General features: G+C 70.0%; 18 protein-coding genes. 14 read left to right on the top strand and 4 right to left on the bottom strand.

Annotated elements, in window-relative coordinates:
* Positions 1-132: 132 nt before the first annotated feature.
* From EOW65_RS05145 to EOW65_RS05115, 7 genes are all read left to right on the top strand, one after another.
* Positions 133-1,104: an ABC transporter permease gene (locus EOW65_RS05145; protein ID WP_128147919.1), complete on the top strand. Its 972-nt coding sequence runs from the start codon at positions 133-135 to the stop codon at positions 1,102-1,104.
* Between the two features lie 61 nt (positions 1,105-1,165).
* Positions 1,166-2,191 (top strand): sugar ABC transporter substrate-binding protein, encoded by a 1,026-nt coding sequence (locus tag EOW65_RS05140; protein WP_128147918.1) that lies wholly within the window; start codon positions 1,166-1,168, stop codon positions 2,189-2,191.
* Between the two features lie 91 nt (positions 2,192-2,282).
* A complete protein-coding gene (locus EOW65_RS05135) occupies positions 2,283-4,406 on the top strand; it encodes an ABC transporter permease (RefSeq protein WP_128147917.1) in 2,124 nt (707 codons plus the stop codon).
* Positions 4,403-5,449 (top strand): NHL repeat-containing protein, encoded by a 1,047-nt coding sequence (locus EOW65_RS05130; protein WP_128147916.1) that lies wholly within the window; start codon positions 4,403-4,405, stop codon positions 5,447-5,449. Before EOW65_RS05135 ends, EOW65_RS05130 begins: the two co-directional genes overlap by 4 nt.
* Positions 5,450-5,451: 2 nt before the next feature.
* Complete coding sequence (locus EOW65_RS05125) at positions 5,452-6,951, top strand: sugar ABC transporter ATP-binding protein (protein ID WP_128147915.1); 1,500 nt, start codon at positions 5,452-5,454, stop codon at positions 6,949-6,951.
* 22 nt (positions 6,952-6,973) lie between these two features.
* Positions 6,974-7,378, top strand: coding sequence for a carboxymuconolactone decarboxylase family protein (locus EOW65_RS05120; protein ID WP_128147914.1), 405 nt, complete (start codon positions 6,974-6,976; stop codon positions 7,376-7,378).
* A 12-nt stretch (positions 7,379-7,390) separates the two neighbouring features.
* Positions 7,391-8,362 (top strand): quinone oxidoreductase family protein, encoded by a 972-nt coding sequence (locus EOW65_RS05115; RefSeq protein WP_128147913.1) that lies wholly within the window; start codon positions 7,391-7,393, stop codon positions 8,360-8,362.
* 4 nt (positions 8,363-8,366) lie between these two features.
* Here the strand turns inward: EOW65_RS05115 and EOW65_RS05110 are convergent, their stop codons facing one another.
* Positions 8,367-9,752 carry an SLC13 family permease gene (locus EOW65_RS05110; protein WP_128147912.1) on the bottom strand — a complete coding sequence of 462 codons (1,386 nt, stop codon included), beginning with the start codon at positions 9,750-9,752 and terminating at the stop codon, positions 8,367-8,369.
* An 85-nt stretch (positions 9,753-9,837) separates the two neighbouring features.
* Here EOW65_RS05110 and EOW65_RS05105 point away from each other — a divergent pair, with 85 nt between their 5' ends.
* Positions 9,838-10,638 (top strand): AraC family transcriptional regulator, encoded by an 801-nt coding sequence (locus EOW65_RS05105; protein ID WP_128147911.1) that lies wholly within the window; start codon positions 9,838-9,840, stop codon positions 10,636-10,638.
* Here EOW65_RS05105 and EOW65_RS05100 read toward each other — a convergent pair.
* From EOW65_RS05100 to EOW65_RS05090, 3 genes are all read right to left on the bottom strand, one after another.
* Positions 10,635-11,957 (bottom strand): aspartate aminotransferase family protein, encoded by a 1,323-nt coding sequence (locus EOW65_RS05100; protein WP_128147910.1) that lies wholly within the window; start codon positions 11,955-11,957, stop codon positions 10,635-10,637. The genes EOW65_RS05105 and EOW65_RS05100 overlap by 4 nt on opposite strands.
* Positions 11,954-13,021 (bottom strand): phosphotransferase, encoded by a 1,068-nt coding sequence (locus tag EOW65_RS05095; protein ID WP_164879997.1) that lies wholly within the window; start codon positions 13,019-13,021, stop codon positions 11,954-11,956. The genes EOW65_RS05100 and EOW65_RS05095 overlap by 4 nt, the downstream gene beginning before the upstream one ends.
* Before the next feature lie 170 nt (positions 13,022-13,191).
* Positions 13,192-14,103, bottom strand: coding sequence for a pirin family protein (locus EOW65_RS05090; protein WP_128147908.1), 912 nt, complete (start codon positions 14,101-14,103; stop codon positions 13,192-13,194).
* 163 nt (positions 14,104-14,266) lie between these two features.
* Here EOW65_RS05090 and EOW65_RS05085 point away from each other — a divergent pair, with 163 nt between their 5' ends.
* From EOW65_RS05085 to EOW65_RS05060, 6 genes are all read left to right on the top strand, one after another.
* Positions 14,267-15,796 (top strand): VOC family protein, encoded by a 1,530-nt coding sequence (locus EOW65_RS05085; RefSeq protein ID WP_128147907.1) that lies wholly within the window; start codon positions 14,267-14,269, stop codon positions 15,794-15,796.
* Entirely contained in the window at positions 15,789-16,118 is a 330-nt protein-coding gene (locus tag EOW65_RS05080; RefSeq protein WP_128147906.1) for a GNAT family N-acetyltransferase, read from the top strand. The genes EOW65_RS05085 and EOW65_RS05080 overlap by 8 nt, the downstream gene beginning before the upstream one ends.
* Before the next feature lie 49 nt (positions 16,119-16,167).
* Positions 16,168-17,064: a LysR family transcriptional regulator gene (locus EOW65_RS05075; protein WP_128147905.1), complete on the top strand. Its 897-nt coding sequence runs from the start codon at positions 16,168-16,170 to the stop codon at positions 17,062-17,064.
* Positions 17,065-17,212: 148 nt separating this feature from the next.
* On the top strand, positions 17,213-18,850 hold the full coding sequence (locus EOW65_RS05070; protein WP_128147904.1) for an ABC transporter substrate-binding protein: 1,638 nt from the start codon (positions 17,213-17,215) through the stop codon (positions 18,848-18,850).
* A 92-nt stretch (positions 18,851-18,942) separates the two neighbouring features.
* Positions 18,943-19,935, top strand: coding sequence for an ABC transporter ATP-binding protein (locus tag EOW65_RS05065; RefSeq protein WP_128147903.1), 993 nt, complete (start codon positions 18,943-18,945; stop codon positions 19,933-19,935).
* Positions 19,932-20,921, top strand: coding sequence for an ABC transporter ATP-binding protein (locus EOW65_RS05060; RefSeq protein WP_128147902.1), 990 nt, complete (start codon positions 19,932-19,934; stop codon positions 20,919-20,921). The genes EOW65_RS05065 and EOW65_RS05060 overlap by 4 nt, the downstream gene beginning before the upstream one ends.
* Position 20,922: the final 1 nt, after the last annotated feature.

The raw sequence follows: 20,922 nt of genomic DNA, 5'->3' as shown, positions 1-20,922 counted from the left end.
GCCCCGGATCCATTCCGGTTTCGCATCGGTTTTGCCCGATATTATTCATTGGACCGTGCCGCGCGCGCACGACTAGCCTGACCCAATCGGACCGCCCCGCGAGAGGACGGCCGCCACAGGAAGGTCTTGCCGATGGGTTTTCTCGGATCCCTCAATCAGGAGCGCATCGTCTTCGCGATCGCGGTGGCGATCTTCGTCATCGCGGCACTGACCCTGCCGGGGTTCTTCACCGCCGACAATCTGGTGGCGATCGTGCGCTCGGTCTCGGTGCTGGGCATCCTTGCGCTCGGCATGGCGGTGATCGTGATCGGCCGCGGCATCGACCTGTCGATGGTGGCGGTGATGGCGATGTCGGTGGCGTGGTATCTGCAGATGCTGGGCAACGGCATGAGCGACGGTGCGGCACTTGGCCTTGCGCTGGCGGGCGTGGTGGTGATCGGCTTCGCGAACGGCTTCCTTGTCGCCTATGCCGAGGTGCCGGCGATCTTCGTCACCCTGGCCTCGGCCTCCTTCGTCTACGGGCTGGTGCGCTCGCAGCTGATCGGCTCGGACGCGGTGCCGGTGCCGCCCGGGCACTGGGTGGCCGAGCTCGGCGCGCTGCGGCTTGCCGACGTGCCGGTCGAGGTCTTCGTCTTCGCCGGTCTCGCCCTTGCGGCCTTCGTCTTCCTGCGCTTCACCAAATGGGGGCGCTATGTCTATTACGCGGGCGACAACCCGGCGGCGGCGCGCAATGTCGGCATGCCGGTGCGGCCGATGCTGGTGCTGCGTTACGTGCTCTCGTCGCTCGTCGCCTTCGCCGCCGGGATCCTGACCGCGGGCAGCCTGCAGTCGATGAACACCCGCGTGGTGAACTCGACCCAGCTTTACGACATCGTTCTGGTGACGGTGATCGGCGGCATCGGGCTTGCGGGCGGCAAGGGCGGCGTGCGCAACGTGCTGATCGGCGCGGCGCTGATCGGCATCATGCTGAACGCGATGACCATCCTCGACATCCCGCTTCTCTATCAGAACCTGATCAAGTCCGCGATCCTGCTGGCCGCGATCATCTTCGACGGGGTGCTGAACCCGCGCGACGAGCAGACCGCGCAGCAAGGCGACATCTGAGACCGACGACCGCCCCCGCGCGCGAGGCGGGCGGCGGGCCATTTCCAACAAGGGGAACGACATGAAGACACTGCTGAAGACTGCCGTGATGACCGCCGCGGCCGCGGGGTTCCTCGGCGCCGCGACGCTGCCCGCCGCGGCGCTCGACGACCCGGGCCCGGCCGCCTATTCGGCCGCGCTGAAGGGCAAGAAGGTGATGCTGGTGCCGCTGTCGATGGGCTTCGACCTCGCCCAGGGCTGGACCGCCTTCCTCAAGCGCGAGATCGACGCCTTCGGCGGCACGCTCGAGACCCGCGACCCGAACTGGTCGGCCGAAGCGGGCGCGCAGGCGATCACCGAGGCGATCTCCTCGGCCGAGAAGCCCGACGTGCTGATCGTGATGTCGCCCGACCTGAACAGCTATTCGAAGCTGCTCAAGAAGGCGCAGCAGGCCGGGATCTACGTGATCCTTGTCGACAACCCGGCGAACTTCAAGGCCGACGTCTACACCGGCTCGGACTGGACCCAGCTTGGCCGGCTCGAGGCCGAGGCGGTGGTCAAGGGCTGTGGCGAGGGCAGCTCGAAGAAGATCGGCCTTGTGCAGGGCGATCAGGTCAACGCCACCAGCCTGTTCCAATATGCGGGCATCATGGAGGTGCTGGCGAAATATCCCGATTTCCAGGTCGTGGCGAAACCCGACTCGAACTGGGACGCCACCACCTCGCGCAACGTGACCACCACGATGCTGCAGCAAAACCCCGACATCTGCGGCATCATCGACTTCTGGGACGGTGACGCGACCGGCGCCGCCGCCGCGATCCGGGATGCGGGAAAGCAGGATCAGGTCTACCTGGTGACCACCGGCGGCGGCGAGAAGACCGCCGATTGCGACCGGCTCGAGGACGGCACCTATGACGCCGTGGTGATGACCGATCTCGCCCATGAGTCGAGCGACATGGTGGCGATGATCAAGTACCTGCTGCAAGGCGGTCAGGCGCCGGGCACCTCGTCAGCCTATCTCTACACGCTGCTCAAGGCCACCACCAAGGCCGACCTGACGCCCGGCACCTGCTGGGATCTGCAGGCACTGCAGGCGGCGGCGAAGTAAGCCCTTCCCCATTCACGCGACGACCACTCACGCGAACCGGGGCGGCCCTGCGGGGCCGCCCTCCCCTCCTCCCGAGCCGGACACCCCCGACATGCCGTCACGCGAACGCCTGCAGGCCCTGCGCTACAACCTCATTCCCGATCACCTGATCGGCGAGATCCTGACCAAGCGCTGGACCGACAACGCGATCCCGTTCCTGGTGCTGGTGGCGGTGATCGCGCTCTTCGGCACGGCGATACCGGGGTTCTTCAACCCGTTCAGCCTGCAGGAATCGACCCGACAGCTCGGCGAGTTCGCGATCGTGGTGATCGGGCTGACCGTGGTGATGCTCGGCGGCGGCATCGACCTTTCGGTGGGCTCGATCTTCGCGCTTGCAACCTTCGCCTCGGTGGGCTCGTTCTTCATCCTCGGCCTGCCGGTCTGGGTGGCCTTTCTGGCGGCGCTGGCGACCGGCGCGCTTTTCGGTGCGATCAACGGCTATCTCGTCGGCTTCCTGCGGCTGCGGGCCTTCCTGACCACGCTGGTCACCTTCATCATCGGACGCGCCGTCTTCGACATCCTGGTGGTGCAGTTCGGCGCCGCGATCCAGATGTCCTTCGCCAGTTCGGATGCGTGGGACTTCATCGGCGACGGCACCCTTGCCGGGCTCTCGGTGCCGGTGATCGCGGCCGGGCTGCTGGCGCTTGTCACCCATGTCACCCTGACCCGAGCCCGCATCGGCTGGCACATCCTCGCCGTCGGCGGCTCGCGCCGCTCGGCGCATAACGCCGGCATCAAGGTCCGGCGCACGGTCTTCCTGACCTATGTCTTCTCGGGCCTGTGCTCGGGCGCGGCGGGGTTCCTGATCGCCTGCCGGCTCTCGGGCGCAGGCCCGGGCACCGGCGCCGGGCTCGAGATCCTCGCCCTCACCGCGGCGGTCGTCGGCGGCAACGCCCTTGGCGGCGGGCGCGGCTCGGTGGTCAAGGGGCTGATGGGCGCGGTGATCGTGCTGGTGATGACGAACGGGCTCATTCGCCTGGGCTATGGCACCGGCACCAACCAGATGGTTCTGGGCATCATGCTGGCCGTCGCCGTCACCATCGACATCCGCTGGCTGAAGAACCGCCACAAGGTGCTGAACGAGGTCTATGTCGCGCCGGTCTATCTGAAGATGGGCGAGACCCAGTCGGCCGAGCCGCAGTCGGGCACGCCCTTTGCGCTCAACAGCCGCCTCGCAGCGGCCGAGTCGATCGGTCTGGGCGCACTTGAGGGGCCCGAGGACGTGATCCTCGACGCCGACGACCATCTCTATTGCGGCACCCGGCATGGCGAGATCGTGCGCTTCTTCGCGCCCGACTACACCCGTTCCGAGGTCTTCGCCCATGTCGGCGGCTTCCCCCTCGGCCTCGCCTTCGACCGCGACGGCAACCTGATCTCCTGCGTGGGCGCCATGGGGCTTTACAAGATCGCGCCCGACCGCACCGTGACGCGGCTGAGCGCCGAGACCCGGCGCTCGCTCACCTCGGTGCAGGATGACGCGCGGCTGCGCGACCCCAATGACCTCGACATTGCGCCGGACGGGCGGATCTATTTCACCGACTCGACGAAGCGCTATGACGCGCATGACTGGACGCTCGACAGCATCGAGAACCGCGGCACCGGCCGGCTGCTGGTCTATGATCCCAGGGACGGCTCGACGAAGACGCTGCTCGACGGCTATCGCTACACGAACGGCGTGTGCATGGCGCATGACGGCAAGTCGCTCTATTTCGCCGAAAGCTGGGCCTGCCGGATCCACCGCTATTGGCTCGAGGGGCCGAAGGCCGGCACCGCGGAATGCGTGATCAAGGACATGCCGGGCTATACCGACAACATCAACCGCGCCTCGGACGGCACCTATTGGATGGCCTGGCTCGGCATGCGGACGCCCAGCTTCGACCTGTCGCTCCGTCACCCGGCGATGCGCAAGCGGATGACCCGCCGCCTGCCGCAGGACGACTGGCTGTTCCCGAACATCAACACCGGCGGCATCGTGAAATTCGACGACAGCGGCCGCATCCTGCAGACCTTCGGCGACCTCACCGGCGAGAACCACCCGATGGTCACCTCGATGCGCGAACACAAGGGCGAGCTGTTCATCGGCGGCATCCTGAACAACCGCATCGGCCGCTACCGGATCGAGGGCGCCGACCCCGAGTGGACCGGGATGCGCGCCTATTGGGGGACCCGCGCATGATCTTCGATCCGATCCTCGACCTCTTCCGCGGCAAGGCGGTGACGATCCCGCCGATGGACGGCGCGTTCCGGCCGAATACCGCGCTTGACGAGGCGCCGGTGCTGGCGCTTCTGGACGAGCCCGACAACCTCGCCGTGCTCGGGAACGAGCTCGTCGCCTCCTCGGGCAATGCACTCTACCGCCTCGTGCCGGGGGCCGAGCCCCGGCCCCTCCAGCGCTTCGCGGCGCCGGTGACCGCGCTGGCGGTCTCGGCCGGGGGGCAGCTTGCGGTGGCGCTTGAAACCGGCGCGCTGCTGGTCGACGGGGTGGCACAGCACCTGCTGCCCGAGGTGCGGGCGATCACCGGCCTTGCCTTCTCGGCCGACGGCGCGCTGTGGCTGACGAACGGCTCGGCCGAGCACGCGCCCTCGGACTGGGCAGCCGATCTGATGAAGCGGCGCGCCACCGGCTCGATCTGGGTGCGCCGCGCCGAGGGGCAACCCTTCCACAAGGTGGCACAGGATCTGGCCTGGCCGAACGGGCTGTGCCCGCGCCCGGGCGGCGCCATCGCCTTTTCCGAAAGCTGGCGGCACCGGGTGATGGAACTGGACGCCGGGGGCGGGCTGAAACCGCTGATCGAAATGATCCCGGGCTATCCCGCGCGGATCTCGCCCGCCCCCGACGGCGGGGCGGTGCTTGCGGTCTTTGCGCCACGCAACCGGCTGATCGAATTCGTGCTGCAGGAAACCCATTACCGCGCGGACATGATCCGCGAGGTGCCGCGCGACTACTGGATCGCGCCGGCGCTCGCCTCGGGGCGCAGCTTCCTCGAACCGCTGCAATGCGGCGGCATCCGCACCATGGGCGTGCACAAGCCCTGGTCGCCCTCGCGCTCCTGGGGCCTTGTGGTGCGGCTCGACCGGCAGATGAACCCGGTATCGAGCGCGCACAGCCGCGCCAACGGCCACCGCCATGGCGTATGCTCGGCGATCGTGCACGCGGGCCGGCTTGTCGTCGCCTCGAAGGGCGGCGACGTCATCGTCACCCTGCCGGCGGAGGGTTGAGCATGGACGATGCGATCCTGCGGCTCGAGAAGATCACCAAGGCCTATCGCGGCGTCCCCGCCGTGCGCGAGGTCGATTTCGAGCTGCGCAAGGGCGAGATCCACGCCCTTCTGGGCGAGAACGGCGCCGGCAAGTCGACGCTGACGAAGATGATGGCGGGGGTCGTCGCGCCCAGTTCCGGGCGGATGTGGCTGCATGGCCGCGAGACGGTCTTCGCCACGCCGAACGCGGCGCTCGAGGCCGGCATCGCGATGGTCTTCCAGGAGACCTCGCTCGTGCCCTCGATGACGGTGGCGCAGAACCTCTATCTCGGCTCCGAGAAATTCCTGAACCGGCTGCGCGGCACCTACATCTCGGCACAGCAATTCCTGCAATCGCTGAACTTCCCGGTCGATCCGGCGGCGATGGTCGAGACGCTGGGCGCCGCGAAGAAGCAGATGGTCGAGATCGCCCGCGCCGTCCATCACAACGCCGAGGTCATCATCTTCGACGAGCCGACCGCGACCCTGACCCCCGAGGAAAAACGCCACTTCTTCGCGCTGATCCGCCGGCTGAAGGCGCGCGGCGTGTCGATCGTCTTCATCTCGCACGCGCTTGAGGAGGCGCTCGACCTGTCGGACCGCATCACCATCCTGCGCGACGGCGAGCTGGTGGCGACGGGGCCGACCGCAGACTTCACCCGCGAGACGATCGTCGCCGCGATGGTCGGGCGCACGCTGTCGGACGCGCTTTACCGCGACCGCTCCGCCGCGGGCACCCGCAAGGCGGGGCAGAAGGTGCTGTCGGTGCAGGACCTGTCGATGGGGGCGATGGTGCGTAACACCTCGTTCTCGGTCTTTGCCGGGCAGGTCACCGGGGTCTTCGGGCTGGTGGGCTCGGGCCGGACCGAGACCTTCAAGGTGGTCTCGGGGATCTACAAGCGCGACTTCCTGCGCGGCGGGGCGGTGGCGCTCGACGGCCGGCCGGTGCGCTATACCGTGCCGCGCGAGGCGGTGCGCGACGGTATCGTCTACATCACCGAGGACCGCAAGGCCGAGGGCTTCTTCGAGACGATGTCGATTGCCGAGAACATCTATTCCGGGCTTCTGGCGGCGGGGCACGACCACGCCTGGTATGTCGGGCGGGCCGAGATGGCGGCGGTGGCGGCCGAGTGGACGCAGACCCTGAACATCCGCGCGATCAACGAGAATGCCCGGGTGGTCGAGCTGTCGGGCGGCAACCAGCAGAAGGTGGTGATCGGCAAGGGGCTGGTGCAGAAGCCGCGGCTCGTCATCTTCGACGAGCCCACCCGCGGCGTCGACGTCGGCGCGATCGCCGAGATCCACGCGCTGATCAACCGGCTCGCCGACGAGGGGCTCGCGGTGGTGGTGATTTCCTCCTACCTGCCCGAGGTGATGAACCTCTCCGACCGCATCCTCGTGTGCCGTCAGGGCCGGATCGTCGAGGAATTCTCGCCCGGCGAGGCGACCGAGGCCAGGATCATGTATGCCGCCGTGCATTGAGCGGCGGAAAAAGGAGGACGCGATGGCGACCGTGAGACTGATGAGCGATGCCGAGGCGGAGACGATCCCCGCGGTCAAGGCGGTGTTCGACGACATCCGCGCGACGCGCAAGACCGACTTCATCAACAACTTCTGGCGCGCGCTCGCCTTCGACGCGGGGCTTCTGGCGCGCACCTGGGAAGGGCTGAAGGCGGTGATGACCGTGCCCGGCGAGATCGACCCGAAGACGCGCGAGATGATCTATGTCGCGGTCTCGATCGCCAACAGCTGCAGCTATTGCGTGCATTCGCACACCGCACAGGCGAAGGCGAAGGGCATGGGCGCGGCCGAACACGCCGAGCTTCTGTCGATCGTCGCGCTCGCGGCGCAGACGAACCACCTCGTCACCGGGATGCAGATCCCGGTCGATCCCGAATTCCAGCTGTAAGGAGGCCACGCGATGGACATGGCCCTTGTCGCCCGCCGCCCGGGCGGCCCCGAGGTGATGGAATGGAGCGCGGTCGAGACCGCCGCCCCCGGCCCCGGCGAGGCGCTGGTCCGCCACACCGCGATCGGGGTGAATTTCATCGACGTCTATCACCGCTCGGGCCTGTACCCCTGGCCCGAGGGCATGATGATCCCCGGCGCCGAGGCCGCGGGGGTGGTCGAGGCGGTGGGCCCCGGCGTCAACACGGTGCGGCCCGGCGACCGGGTCGCCTATGTGCTGAAATTCGGCGCCTATCGCACGCGCCGCGTGGTGCCCGCGGGCCGGCTGGTGCGGCTGCCCGACGCGATCCCCGACACGGTGGCGGCAAGCGTCATGCTGAAGGGGCTGACGGCGCAATACCTCGTCACTTCGTCCTACGCGGTGCAACCGAGCGACACCGTTCTTGTCCATGCGGCAGCGGGCGGCGTCGGGCTGCTCCTCGGCCAGTGGCTGCGCGCGATCGGGGCGCGGGCGATCGGCACCGCGGGCGGGCCCGCCAAGGTCGCGCTGGCGCTCGAACATGGCTACAGCGACGTCATCGACTACACCGCCACCGACTTCGCCCCCGAGGTCGCGCGGCTGACCCGGGGCGCGCTCTGCGCCGCGGTCTATGACAGCGTCGGGCGCGACACCTGGCGCGGCTCGCTCGCCTGTCTGAAGCGCTTCGGCATGTTCGTGAACTTCGGCCAGTCCTCGGGGATGATCGAGGATTTCAAGCTCTCCGACCTCGCCCGGGGCTCGCTGTCGGCGAACCGGCCGATGCTCTTCGACTATGTCGATGCGCGCGAAGACCTCGAACGCCGCGCCGCCGATCTGTTCGGCCGGCTCGAACGCGGCGAGGTGCGGGCCGACGTGGTGGCGACGCGGCCGCTCAGCGAGGCGGCCGAGGCGCATGCCGCGCTCGAGGGGCGGCGCACCACCGGCACCACAGTGCTGATCCCCTGACGCGTCAGATCCAGCCCAGGAGCTTCCACCACAGGAAGTCGAGCGGGGCGAGCACGAGAAGCGTGATCAGCGCGAGCGGCAGCACCACCTTGACGAGGTGGGAAAGCCGCTCGCCCGAGAGCTGCATCGCCACCACCAGGGGCCCCACCTGATAGGGGAAGAACACCGTCGAGAAGCCGATCACCTGGGTCATCAGCACCGCCTTCAGGCTGAAACCGGTGAGGGTGGCCAGATCCTGCGCCATCGGCGTCAGCACCGCGGGCACCCCCGGCACGGTGGCGAAGAGGCCGGTGCCGCTGGCCATCGCGACGAGCGACAGGAAATTCGTCGCATCCGCCCCGGGCGCCATCGGCAGCACCTTTTGCAGCCCCGCGCCGAGCAGCGCGCCCAGCCCCGAGGCATTGACCATCGCGCCAAGCGCCAGCGCGCCGACGACGAACAGCAACATGCCGAAGTCGACGCCCTGCCGGAAGGCCGGCGGCGTCACCACGCCGATCCCCGGCATCAGCAGGATCACCGCCGCGACCAGCCCGACCCAGGCCGCGTTCACCCCGTGCCAGCTGTCGGTCATCCACAGCACGAGCGTCGCAAGCAGGATCACCGCCACCCGGATCTGCTTGCCGCGCTCGCCGGGTTGCGCGCCCGCCGCGGCCTCTGCCTCGAGCACACCCGGCAGCGGCGCACCGACCTCGGCCGGGAACAGGCGCAGCACCAGCGCGACGGTCAGCGCCGCCTTGAGAATGCCCAGCACCGGGTAATGCAGAAGCAGGTATTCGGTATAGCCGAAATGGACGTGGTGGATGGTCTCGGCCGCGCCCGACAGCACCATGTTCGGGATGTTCGAGGGCAGGATCGCGAAGCTCGGCATGTTGCAGCCGATCGCCAGCACCGCGGCGATGCCGATCCGCCCGTTCGAGCCGCGGCCAAAGCCCGCCCGGTCGGCAAGCGCCATGCCGATCGGCACCAGCACCACCGCGCGCCCGACCGAGGAGGGCATCAGGAAGCCAAGCGCCATCGCCACGATCATCAGCCCGCCGATGAGCCGCGGATAGGAGCGGCCGAGCACCGGCCCCACCGCTTCGGCCAGACGACCGCCAAGGCCGGACACGCCGATCGCCGTGCCGATGACGAAACCCGAGACGATCAGCCAGACCGCGGTCGAGCCGAAGCCGGCAAAGACCGTCGCCGCCGGCGCAAGGCCGAGGATCAGCACCACGGCGAAGAAGATCAGGCTGGCCAGATAGCCCGGCACCACCCCCGTCGCCCAGAGCGCCAGCGTGACCAGCACGATGCCGAGCGTGCGCGCCTGCTCGAGTGTCAGCCCGGCGGGCGGCAGCAACGCCAGCACCAGCGCCGCCAGCACGACCAGCCCGACGAAAAGCGGTTTCATCGAAATTCTTGCGACAGACATGGGACCCCCGTTCGCACGCGCCGCCACACTAGCCCGGCGCGCGCCCCTGCGTTAGACCATCATCATGACAAAGGATGTCGCCGAAACGCCAACCCGGCCCGCCAGTGGTGCCGGCTTCGTGCGCGATGCCGCGCGCCCGGTGCTGGTGCACAGCGGGCGGATGCCGGCCGGGCAGATGGTCGAGCCGCACAGCCACCCGCGCGGCCAGCTGATCTGGGCGATGCAGGGGGTGTTGCGGGTGACGAGCCGCGGCGGCGTCTGGATCGTGCCGCCCAGTCACGCGGTCTGGATCCCGGGCGGCACCGACCACCACGTCACGACCGAGACCGAGGTCGAGATCCGCAACCTCTACGTCGACCCGACGCTGGCGCTGCGCCGGCAGGTGCCGCGTTGCGCGGTGCTGCTGCTGACGCCGCTGCTGCGCGAACTGATCCTGCGGCTCGCCGCGCTGAGCACCGACGCGCCCTTCGACGCACGGCGGCTGCATCTGGCCGCGGTCATCACCGACGAGATCGAGGCGCTGGCCGAGGCGCCCCTCAGCCTGCCCGGCGCGCATGACGCGCGGCTGGTGCGGCTGATGCGGCACCTGCGCGAGACGCCCGACGAGGCGCGCCCGCTTGCCGATCTGGCGGCCCTTGCCGGGGCGAGCCCGCGCACGCTGGAACGCCTGTTCCGCGCCGAGACCGGGCTCACCTTCCGGCAATGGCGCAGCCGGCTGCGGCTGATGGCGGCGATCGAGCGGCTTGAGCGCGGACAAAGCAGCACCGAAATCGCCTGGTCGCTCGGCTATCGCAGCCCGAGCGCCTTCGTCGCCGCCTTCCGCACGCAATTCGGCCGGCCGCCGCAAAGCTTCCTGCAGGGTTAGGCGCCGAGCCCGCCAAGCACCCGGTCGAGCCGCGCCACCAGCAGATCGGCCTGCTCGCGGGTGAAGATCAGCGGCGGGCGGATCTTCAGCACATTTGCGCCCTTGGCACAGGCCGAGATCAGCACGCGCTCCGCGCGCAACCCGTTGACGATGGCCGCCGTGCGCGCCGGATCGGGGGTCTTCGCGGCGCGGTCCGAGACGATCTCGACGCCGATGAAGAGCCCCGCCCCGCGCACGTCGCCGATGCAGGGATGGCGGTCGGCGAGCCCACGCAGCCCGTCGCGCAGATGCGCGCCGACGTCGCGGGCGTTCGCGACCAGCCCCTCGCCCTCGATCACATCCAGCACCGCGGTCGCCGCCGCAACCGCCACCGCATTGCCGCCGAAGGTGTTGAAATAGCGCGCCTTGCGGCCGAACTCGGCGACCACCTCGGGGCGCAGCGCGACGCCCGCGACCGGATAGCCGTTGCCCATCGGCTTGCCCATGGTGACGATGTCGGGGGTCACGCCGTGGCGCTGAAAGCCCCACATCGCGTCGCCGGTGCGGCCAAAGCCCGATTGCACCTCGTCGGCGATGTAAAGCCCGCCCGCGGCCCGGATCGCGGCAACGGCGCCCTGCAGGAAGCCCGCCGGCCCGTCGAACACCCCGTCCGAGGCGAAGATGCCGTCACAGATGAAGAGCGCCGGGCGGATGCCGTGGCGGGTCAGATCGGCGATCGCCGCCTCGACCGAGGCGGTGAAGGCGCCCGCCACATCCGCCTCGCGGTAGCTGTCGGGGGCGGGCACGGTGCGCACATGCACGCCAAGGTCAACCGCCGGGCCGAGCGAGGGCGAGAACTCCGCCACCGCCTGGGTGACGCCGTGATAGGCGGTCTCGGTCACGATGATGCCGGTGCCGCCGGTGAAGGCGCGCGCGATGCGCACGGCAAGGTCATTCGCCTCGGAGCCGGTGCAGGTGAACATCATCTGCCCGATCCCGGTGGGCAGCGTGGCGAGCAGCCGCTCGGCATAGTCCAGAACGCCCGCATGCAGGTAGCGGGTGTGGGTGGCCAGAACGCCGGCCTGCGCGGCGATCGCCGCCACCACCTTCGGGTGGCAATGCCCGACCGAAGTGACGTTGTTGTAGCCGTCGAGATAGGCCTCGCCCGCGGCATCATAAAGCCACGCGCCCTCGCCCCGCACCAGATGCAGCGGCTTTTCGTAGAACAGCCGATAGGCGGGCCCGAGCAGCGCCTGCCGCCGCGCGATCAGCGCCGCGGTCTCCGCATCGAGGTCGGCCGCCCCCTCGACATAGGCGTTCACCATCGTCTCGCGCGTCATCGCACGCCCTCCTCTGCCGCGGTTCGCAGTGCCGCCGTGACCACCTCGCGCGGCAGGGCGGCAAAGCCTGCCATCCCCGCCCGCGCGCCGCGGTTGTTTCGCAAGATATACTCGGCATTCTCCGGATAGCGCGCCGCGCGCCACTCGGTGATGGTGATCGAGGCGACCAGCCGCGCCACGATCAGGTCGCGCAGCAGCTCGACCTCGGCCGCATCGAGCGGCGTGACCGCGGCATAGGCCGTCACCATCCGCGCCACCGGGGCAAGCGGATCGTCCTCGAGATGGGTGAGATAGGAGGCCGCCACCGCGACATCGACGGCGCGCGGCGTGCGCACCATGTCGCCGAAGTCGAGCACGCCCGCGATCCGCTCGGGCGCCTGTGGGTCGATGACGATGTTGTGGTGGTTGAGGTCATTGTGCACCACCTGCCAGCGCAGCGCGGGCAGGCGCGGCGCCACCGCGGCGGCGAAATGGTCAATCTCGGCCTGAAGCTGGTCGCGCAAGGCGCCGGCGGGCAGCGATGCGAGCAGCGGCATCAGCCGCGGCAGGTGGCGGATGTCCCACAGGATCTCGTGCCCCGAGGCGGGATGGCGGAAGCCCGCCAGCCCCGCGCCCAGCTGCGCGGCCAGCGTGCCGATCTGTGCCGCCAGCCGCCCTGCCCCGCCCGTGCGCGCCACCGGCGTGCCCGGCACCCAGCTGAGCAGCCGCACCGTGCTGTTCCGTCCGTCGTCAAGGGTAAGCGGCGCAAGGAAATCACCCGTCCGCGTCGCGACCATCCGCGGCACCGGCAACGCCGGGGTGCGGCCTTCCAGCCAGCGCAGCGCCTCGACCTGAAACGCGGTGGTGGCGCGCGCCTCGGCCGGGTTTGCGACCTTCAGCACATAGCCCGGCCCGGCGTCGGTGGTGACGCGGAAATTCGCGTCGCGCTCGCAAGCGAGGCTCTCGGCCCGCCCCTCGATCCCCCAAAGCTCGCGCAACAGCGCCTCGGCCGCCGCGGTATCGACGGGCGGCGGCGGGCTGTCGAGGAGGACGGCGAAGATCGGGTCGGAGAGCGCCTCGCTCATCGGCACGCCCGGAAACGGGGCGCGCGCGCCGGTCGCAAGGGGAAGTGGGTCATCGCAGCGCCTCCGCATCGGCGCCCCGCGCGATGGGGCAGCCTTGGTCCGGCGCCGATTAGTTCACCAAGCGCCCCGGCGCGTCAATGCACCGGGGCAGCGGGGTGAGGCAGACCAGCTCAGGGCAGCGGGATGAACTCGTCGTGGTCGGTGGCGGGCAGGTCGAACAGCCCCCGCCCCCACCGCGCCGCACGCCACTCTTCCTTCGCATGCTCGATCCGCTCGCGGCTCGATGCGACGAAGTTCCACCAGATGTGGCGCGGCCCGTTCAGCGTGGCACCGCCAAGCGCCATGATCCGCGCGCCGCGCTCTCCCGCCTCGACGGTGATCCGGTCGCCCGGGCGGAAGACCATCATCCGCCCCGCCTCGAAGCGCTGACCGGCGACACGGATCTCGCCCTCGGTGACATAGATGCCGCGGTCCTCGTGATCGTCGGGCAGCGGGAAGCGGGCGCCGGGGGCCAGCGTCACGTCAAGGTAGAAGGTTTCGGAAAACATCGTCGCCGGCGCTGCCTCGCCATAGGCGGTGCCGAGGATCAGCCGCGCGCTGACCCCGCCATCCTCGAAGAGCGGCAGCGCGCCCTTGCCGTGATGCTCGAACACCGGGGCCATGTCCTCGCGGTCCTCGGGCAGCGCGATCCAGGTCTGGATGCCATAGAGGCTGTGCGGCCCGTGCTTGCCTTCCTCGCTGGTGCGCTCGGAATGGGTCACGCCCTTGCCCGCGACCATCCAGTTCACCTCTCCGGGCACGATCACCTGATCGGCGCCGGTGCTGTCGCGGTGGTGGAAGTCGCCGCGGTAGAGATAGGTCACCGTGCCCAGCCCGATATGCGGGTGCGGGCGGATGTCGATGCCCTTGCCGGTGAGGAACTCGGCCGGGCCGATGTGGTCGAAGAAGATGAAGGGCCCGACCATCTGGCGCTGCACCTCGAAGCCGCCCAGATCGCGGGCGCGGGGAATGATCGGGGTCTCGATCGCGTCGGGGCCGACGGTGTCGGGATCGCCCGGGGCGAGGGCGGGGTTCCAGCTCATGGCGTTCTCCTGTCGTTGGTTGACTCTGAGATAGCACGAAATCATGAAACGCGTGAGACGTAACACGTTCGCAATTCGAGAACACCGGGTTCTGCTCCGGGCCGCTTCGCCGGCGCGCGGCCGCGCCCTATCTTCTGGTCGAACCTCCTTCAGGAGAACGCCCATGACCACCGGACTGCATCACGTCACCGCCCTCACCCGCCGCGTTCAGGCGAATGTCGACTTCTACGCGGGCTTCCTCGGCCTGCGGCTCGTCAAGCGCACCGGCGGCTTCGAGGATGCGAACCAGCTGCACCTGTTCTATGGCGATGCCGCCGGCGCGCCCGGCGCGCTCGTCACCTTCCTGGTGTGGGAGGATGGCGGGCCGGGCCGCGCGGGCCATGGCGCGCCGGGCGAGATCGCGCTCGCCGTTCCCGCCGACAGCATCGGCCTGTGGCTGACCCGGGCGCTCGCCGCGCATGTGCCGGTCGAGGGGCCCCTGCGCGAATTCGGCGAGACGGTGCTGCGGCTGAAGGACCCCGACGGCATCATCGTGAAGCTGGTCGGCGCCGATCTGCCCGCCACCGCGCCGCTCGGCCCCGTCGAGGCGCCGCGGCGGCTGCGTGCGGTCACGCTCTTCACCGAGCACCCGGACGAGACCGCGGCCTTCGTCGCCCGCTTCGGCTATCGCGAGGCGGCGCGCGAGGGCGCGGTGCGGCGGCTGGTGTCCGACACAGACGCGCTCGACATCCGCGACGCGACCGGGTTTTGGGAGGCGGCGCCGGGCACCGGCGGCATCGACCACGTCGCCTTCCGCGCCCCCGATGTGGCGGCCGTCGCGGCGATGGAGGCGGCACTGGCCCCGGCCGAGCCCACTGCGCTGCATGACCGGACCTATTTCACCTCGCTCTATGTGCGCGAGCCGGGCGGCAGCCTGCTGGAATATGCGACGGACGGGCCCGGCTTTGCGGTGGACGAGGCACCCGACCATCTGGGCGAGACGCTCTTCGTGCCGGTCGACGATCCGCGCCGCGCTGCCGATCTGCGGGTGATGCTGCCGCAATTCGCCCTGCCGGGCGCGCCGCGCCTGCCGCAGCGCGATCTGCCCTTCGTGCACCGGATCTTCACCCCCGAAGAGCCGGACGGCACGACGCTCGTGCTGCTGCACGGCTCGGGCGGGAACGAGGCCGACCTGCTGCCCTTCGCGCATCGGGTGGCCCCGCACGCGACGCTGGTCGCCCTGCGCGGCCGGGCGGTCGAGGAAGGCACGCCGCGCTGGTTCCGCCGCGAGGGGCTGATGCGCTTCGATCAGGACGACATCCGCGCCGAGGCCGAGGCCTTCGACGCCTTCCTGACCGAGGCCCGCCGCGCCTATGGGCTCGACCCGGACGGGCTGAGCGTGATCGGCTATTCGAACGGGGCGGCGTTCCTCGGCGCGGTGCTGCAGCTTTACCCGGGGGCTGTGCGGCGCGCGGTGCTGCTGCGCCCGGCCGCGGCGCTGGAACAGGCCCCCGCGGCTGACCTGCACGGCACCCGGGTGCTGGCGCTGACCGGCACGCGCGACTTCTTCCGCGCCGAGGCGCCGAAGCTCACCGCGGCACTGACTGCGGCCGGGGCCGAGGTCACGCTGCGCGCGCTCGATGCCGGACATGACATCACCACGGCCGACGAGGCCGCGGTGCACCATTGGATGACAGGAGAGACCGATGACTGAGATCACCCTGACCCGCGAATGGCACGACGACCTGCACGGGCGCTATGTCGCCCACATCGCCGGCATCGACGCCGAGGCGGAACTGACCTTCACCCGGCGCGGCCCGGCGGTTCTCAGTGCCGATCACACCGGCGCGCCGGAGGCCCTGCGCGGCACCGGCGCCGCCGCGGCGCTGGTCGAGCGGCTGGTGGCCGATGCCCGGGCCGAGGGGGTGAAGATCATCCCACTCTGCCCCTATGTGCAGCTCCTCTATACCCGGAACCCGGACTGGGCCGATGTCTTCACCACCGCCCCGGGCGAGAAACCGAAACTGCCGCTTTAAGCTGCGTTCGGGATTTGCGAACGGAGCGGGCGGCGGATATCGTCTGCGCATGAACTGGACGCTCGCGGATATCGAGACCTTCCTCGCGGTGATGGAGACCGGCAGCGTCTCGGCCGCGGGCGCGCGGCTGCGGCTGTCGAAATCGGTGGTCAGCAAGCGCATCGCCGAGTTCGAGGCGGCGCTCGGCACCGCGCTGTTCCTGCGCAGCGCCGGGCGGATCACCGCGACCGACGCCGCGCAGGAGCTGGCCGAGCGGCTGCGCCCGGCGCTGGCCACCCTGGTTGCCGCCACCGAAAGTGCCGCCAGCGGCGCGCTGCGCGGCCGGCTTGCCATCGCTGCGCCGATGAGCTTCGGCATCCGCCATCTCGGCCCGGTGGTGGCGGGCTTCGCCCGCGCCCATCCGGGGCTTGAGATCGTGCTGAACTATGACGACCAGCACATCGACCTGGCGCGGGCGGGCTTTGACGTGGCGCTGCGCATCGGCCGGCTGCGCGACAGCACGCTGATGGCGCGCCGGTTGTGCGAGGACCCGCGCGCGATCGTCGCGAGCCCCGACTACCTTGCCCGCATGGGCACGCCCGCCACGGCCGCCGATCTGTCCGCGCACGAGGCGATCACCTATCTCAACACGCGCCCGGGCGAGGCCTGGGAACTCGGCCCCGGCGTGCCGCCGCCCCGCCCGGCCCGCGTCGCCGCGAACAACGGCGAGGCGATGCGCGACATGGCGATTGCCGGGCTGGGCCTTGCGTTGCTGCCCTCGTTCATCGTGCATGACGCGCTGGCCGACGGGCGGCTCGTCGCGGTGCTGCCGGGCCTTGCCCCGCCGCCCCTGCCGATCAGCGCCGTCTGGCCGCCGATCCGGCCGATGCCGCGCAAGCTGCGGCTCTTCGTCGACCATCTCGTCGCCACGATCGGCGAGCACCCGCCCTGGCTGCCCCGCGGCTGAGCCCGCGCGGGCCTGTTACGCAAGTTTCGCACGGCGGTCGCCGGAACGTCACCTGAACCTGCTCAATGACCGGCAGTCCCGCCGCTCCACCGCGGCGGTCCCTGCTCCCGGGGCCCGGCCCCGCCTTGTGCCATTTCAGGAGACACCGATGATCCGCTTGAACCGCCGCCATGCCCTCGGACTGCTGGGCGCCACCACCGGCAGCCTGCTGCTGCCCGGCTATCTGCGCGCGCAGGGCGCCCGCCGCTCGATCACCGTCGCGGTGCAGAAGATCACCAACAACAACACGCTCGACATCTGGAACGAACAGTCGAACGTCGGCGAGCGGGTGTTCTTCCCGAACCTCTGGGAAGGGCTGATCCTGCGCAACTGGATGGGCGATCAGGGCCCGGTGCCGGGGCTGGCGACCTCGTGGTCGCGCATCGACGACAAGACGATCGAGCTGAAGCTGCGCGAAGGCGTCAAGTTCCACAACGGCGACGAGATGACCGCCGAGGACGTGGCCTTCTCGTTCTCGCCCGAGCGCGTCTTCGGCGACACCCAGCCGGTCGGCGGCACCACGATCTTCGCCGAGAACTACACCCCCGCCACGGCGAAGGACCTGCCGGCGAACGTGCCGGGCATCGGCCGCCGCCTGTGGCCGGCGCTGCAGGGCGTCGAGATCGTCGACAAGTACACCGTGCGCTTCCACAACGCGACGCCCGACGTGACGCTCGAGGGCCGGCTCTATGCCTTCGGCAGCCAGATCGCCAACCGCCGCGCCTGGGACGAGGCGGCAAGCTATGCCGAGTGGGCGGCGAGGCCCGTCACCACCGGCCCCTACATGGTCGCCGAGTTCAAGCCCGACGTGTCGCTGACCCTCGTCGCCTTCGACGACTACTGGGGCGGCCAGCCGCCGCTCGAGAAGATCACCTTCGTCGAGGTGCCGGAAGTGTCGAGCCGGGTGAACGGGCTGCTGTCGGGCGAATACGACTTCGCCTGCGACCTGCCGCCCGACCAGATCGCCGCGGTCACCGGCACCCCGGGCTTCGAGGTGCAGAGCTCGACCATCTGGAACCACCGGATCTCGGTCTTCAACACGCAAAACGAGGTGCTGGCCGATCCGCGCGTGCGCCGCGCCATGACCCATGCGATCGACCGTCAGGCGATCGTCGAGGCGCTCTGGGCCGGGCAGACGGTGGTGCCCGCGGGGCTGCAGTTCGACAGCTTCCGCAGCTCGGACATGTTCGTCGAGGGCTGGGCCGCGCCCGAATACAACCCCGAACTGGCCCGCGACCTGCTGAAGCAGGCCAATTACAAGGGCGATGCGGTGCCCTATCGGCTCTTGAACAACTACTACACCAACCAGACGCCGACCGCTCAGATCATGGTCGAGATGTGGCGTCAGGTCGGTATGAACGTCGAGATCGAGATGAAGGAGAACTGGGCGCAGATCCACGACCCCGCCGGGATCAAGGGCGTGCGCGACTGGTCGGCCTCGAACCTGATCAACGACCCGATCACCCCGCTTGTGGTGCAGTTCGGCCCGAACGGCGAGGCCCAGCAGAAGAAGGACTGGACCAACGCCGAGCTGAACCAGCTCTCGGTGGTGATGGAGACCTCGACCGATCACGCCACCCGCAAGAAGGCGATCGCGCGGATGCTGGAAATCGCTGAGCGCGAGGACCCGGCCTATCAGGTGCTGCACCAGAACGCGGTCTTCACCGGCATGCGCTCGGACCTGCACTGGAAGGCGGCACCGGCCTTCGCGATGGACTTCCGCGCCTCGAACTGGGCCGCGGGCTGACCCCCTGCCCCGGCCATCCCCCGGCGGGCCGCGTGCCCGCCGGGGCTTTGCATTCCGGTCCCGGCCGGATGCGCGCCTTTCGGAAGGATCTCATGGACAGACTGGTGGAAATCCGCGACCTGCGCGTCGCCTTCGACGGCGTCCCGGTGCTGCATGGCATCGACCTCGACGTGGCGCCCGGCGAGGCGCTTGGCCTGGTGGGCGAGTCGGGCTGCGGCAAGTCGGTGACCTGGCTTGCGGCGCTTGGCCTGCTGCCGGCGAAGGCACGGGTCACGGGCTCGGTGCGGCTTGGCGCGGGCGAGCTGGTGGGCGCACCGCGCGAGGCGCTGGAAACCGTGCGCGGCAAGCGCATCGCGATGATCTTCCAGGACCCATCGAGCGCGCTGAACCCGGTGATCCGGGTGGGCCGGCAGATCTGCGAGGCGCTGCGGCTGCACCGCGACCTGCGCGGCGCGGCGGCGAAGGCCGAGGCGATCCGGCTGATGGAGATGGTCGGCATCCCCGACGCGCCGCGCCGCTTCGACCTCTACACCCACGAATTTTCCGGCGGCCAGTGTCAGCGGCTGATGATCGCGATGGCGCTGGCCGGCCGGCCCGACCTGCTGATCGCCGACGAGCCGACCACCGCGCTCGATGCCACGATTCAGGCGCAGATCCTCGAGCTTCTGGCCCGGCTGCGGCGCGAGACCGGCATGGCCACCGTCTTCATCAGCCACGATCTGGGCGCCGTCGCGCAGATCTGCGAGCGGGTCTGCGTGATGTATGCCGGCCGGATCGTCGAGGCGGGGCCGGTCGAGCGCCTGTTCGCGCATCCGCGCCACCCCTATACCCGCGGCCTTTTCGACGCGATCCCGCAGATGACCGGGCCGCGGCGGCGGCTGGTGCCGATCCCGGGCACGGTGCCCGATCCGCGCGCCCTGCCGCCGGGCTGCGCCTTCGCCCCGCGCTGCACCCGCGCGCATGACGCCTGCAGCCGCGCCCGCCCCGATCTGCTCGCGCAGCCCGACGGCCGCACCCTCGCCTGCGCCTATCCGGTGCCCGAGGCGCGGGCTGACAGTTTCAGCATGGAAAGGGCGATGACATGAGCCGTCCCCTGCTTCTCGAGGCGCGCGATCTGGTGCGCATCTACCGTTCCCGCCGCGGCCTGACCGGCGCCGTGACCGAGGTCCGCGCCGTCGACGAGGTCAGCCTGAAGCTGCGCGCGGGCGAGACACTGGGCATCGTCGGCGAGTCGGGATCGGGCAAGTCGACGCTCGGGCGGATGCTTCTGGGCCTTGACCCGGCGCAGGGCGGCACGGTGCTGTTCGAGGGCATGCCCCTGCCGCGCTTCGGCACGCCGATCTGGCGCCGGCTGCGGTCGCGCATGCAGATGGTCTGGCAAGATCCGCTCTCGGCGCTCGACCGGCGGCTGACGGTCGCCGCGCAGATCCGCGAGCCGCTCGACATCCACCGCATCGGCACGCCCGAGGAGCGCCCGGCCCGCACCGCCTCGCTGATGACCGCGGTCGGGCTGCGTGCCGATCAGGGCGGGCGCTATCCGCACGAGCTCTCGGGCGGGCAGCGCCAGCGCGTGGTGATTGCGCGGGCCCTGGCCACCAACCCCGCGCTGCTGGTCTGCGACGAGCCGGTCTCGGCGCTCGATGTCTCGATCCAGGCGCAGGTGGTGAACCTGCTGCGCGACCTGCAGGGGCAAAAGGGCCTTGGCATGGTCTTCATCAGCCACGACCTGAAGGTGGTGCGCAACCTCGCCGACCGGGTCGCGGTGATGTATCTCGGGCGGATCGTCGAGGAGGGCCCGGCCGAGCAGATCTTCGCCGAACCGCGCCACCCCTATACCCAGGCGCTCGTCTCCTCGATCCCGGTGCCAGGGCGGCCGCTCGATGCCCGCATCCTGCTGCAGGGCGAACCGCCGAACCCCGCGGCGCGGCCCCCGGGCTGTGCCTTCCACCCGCGCTGCCCGCTGGCGCAGGGCCTGTGCCGCACCCGGGTGCCGGCGCTGCGCGTGCCCGAGCCCGGCCGCGCCGTCGCCTGCCATGTCACCGCCGGGGCCCAAAGCCCCGTCGCCGCCTGAA

Source organism: Paenirhodobacter ferrireducens, from assembly GCF_004022265.1.
Classification (GTDB): domain Bacteria; phylum Pseudomonadota; class Alphaproteobacteria; order Rhodobacterales; family Rhodobacteraceae; genus Rhodobacter; species Rhodobacter ferrireducens.
Note: the sequence above shows the minus strand (reverse complement) of the source record. Positions and strands in the feature narration are given on the sequence as shown.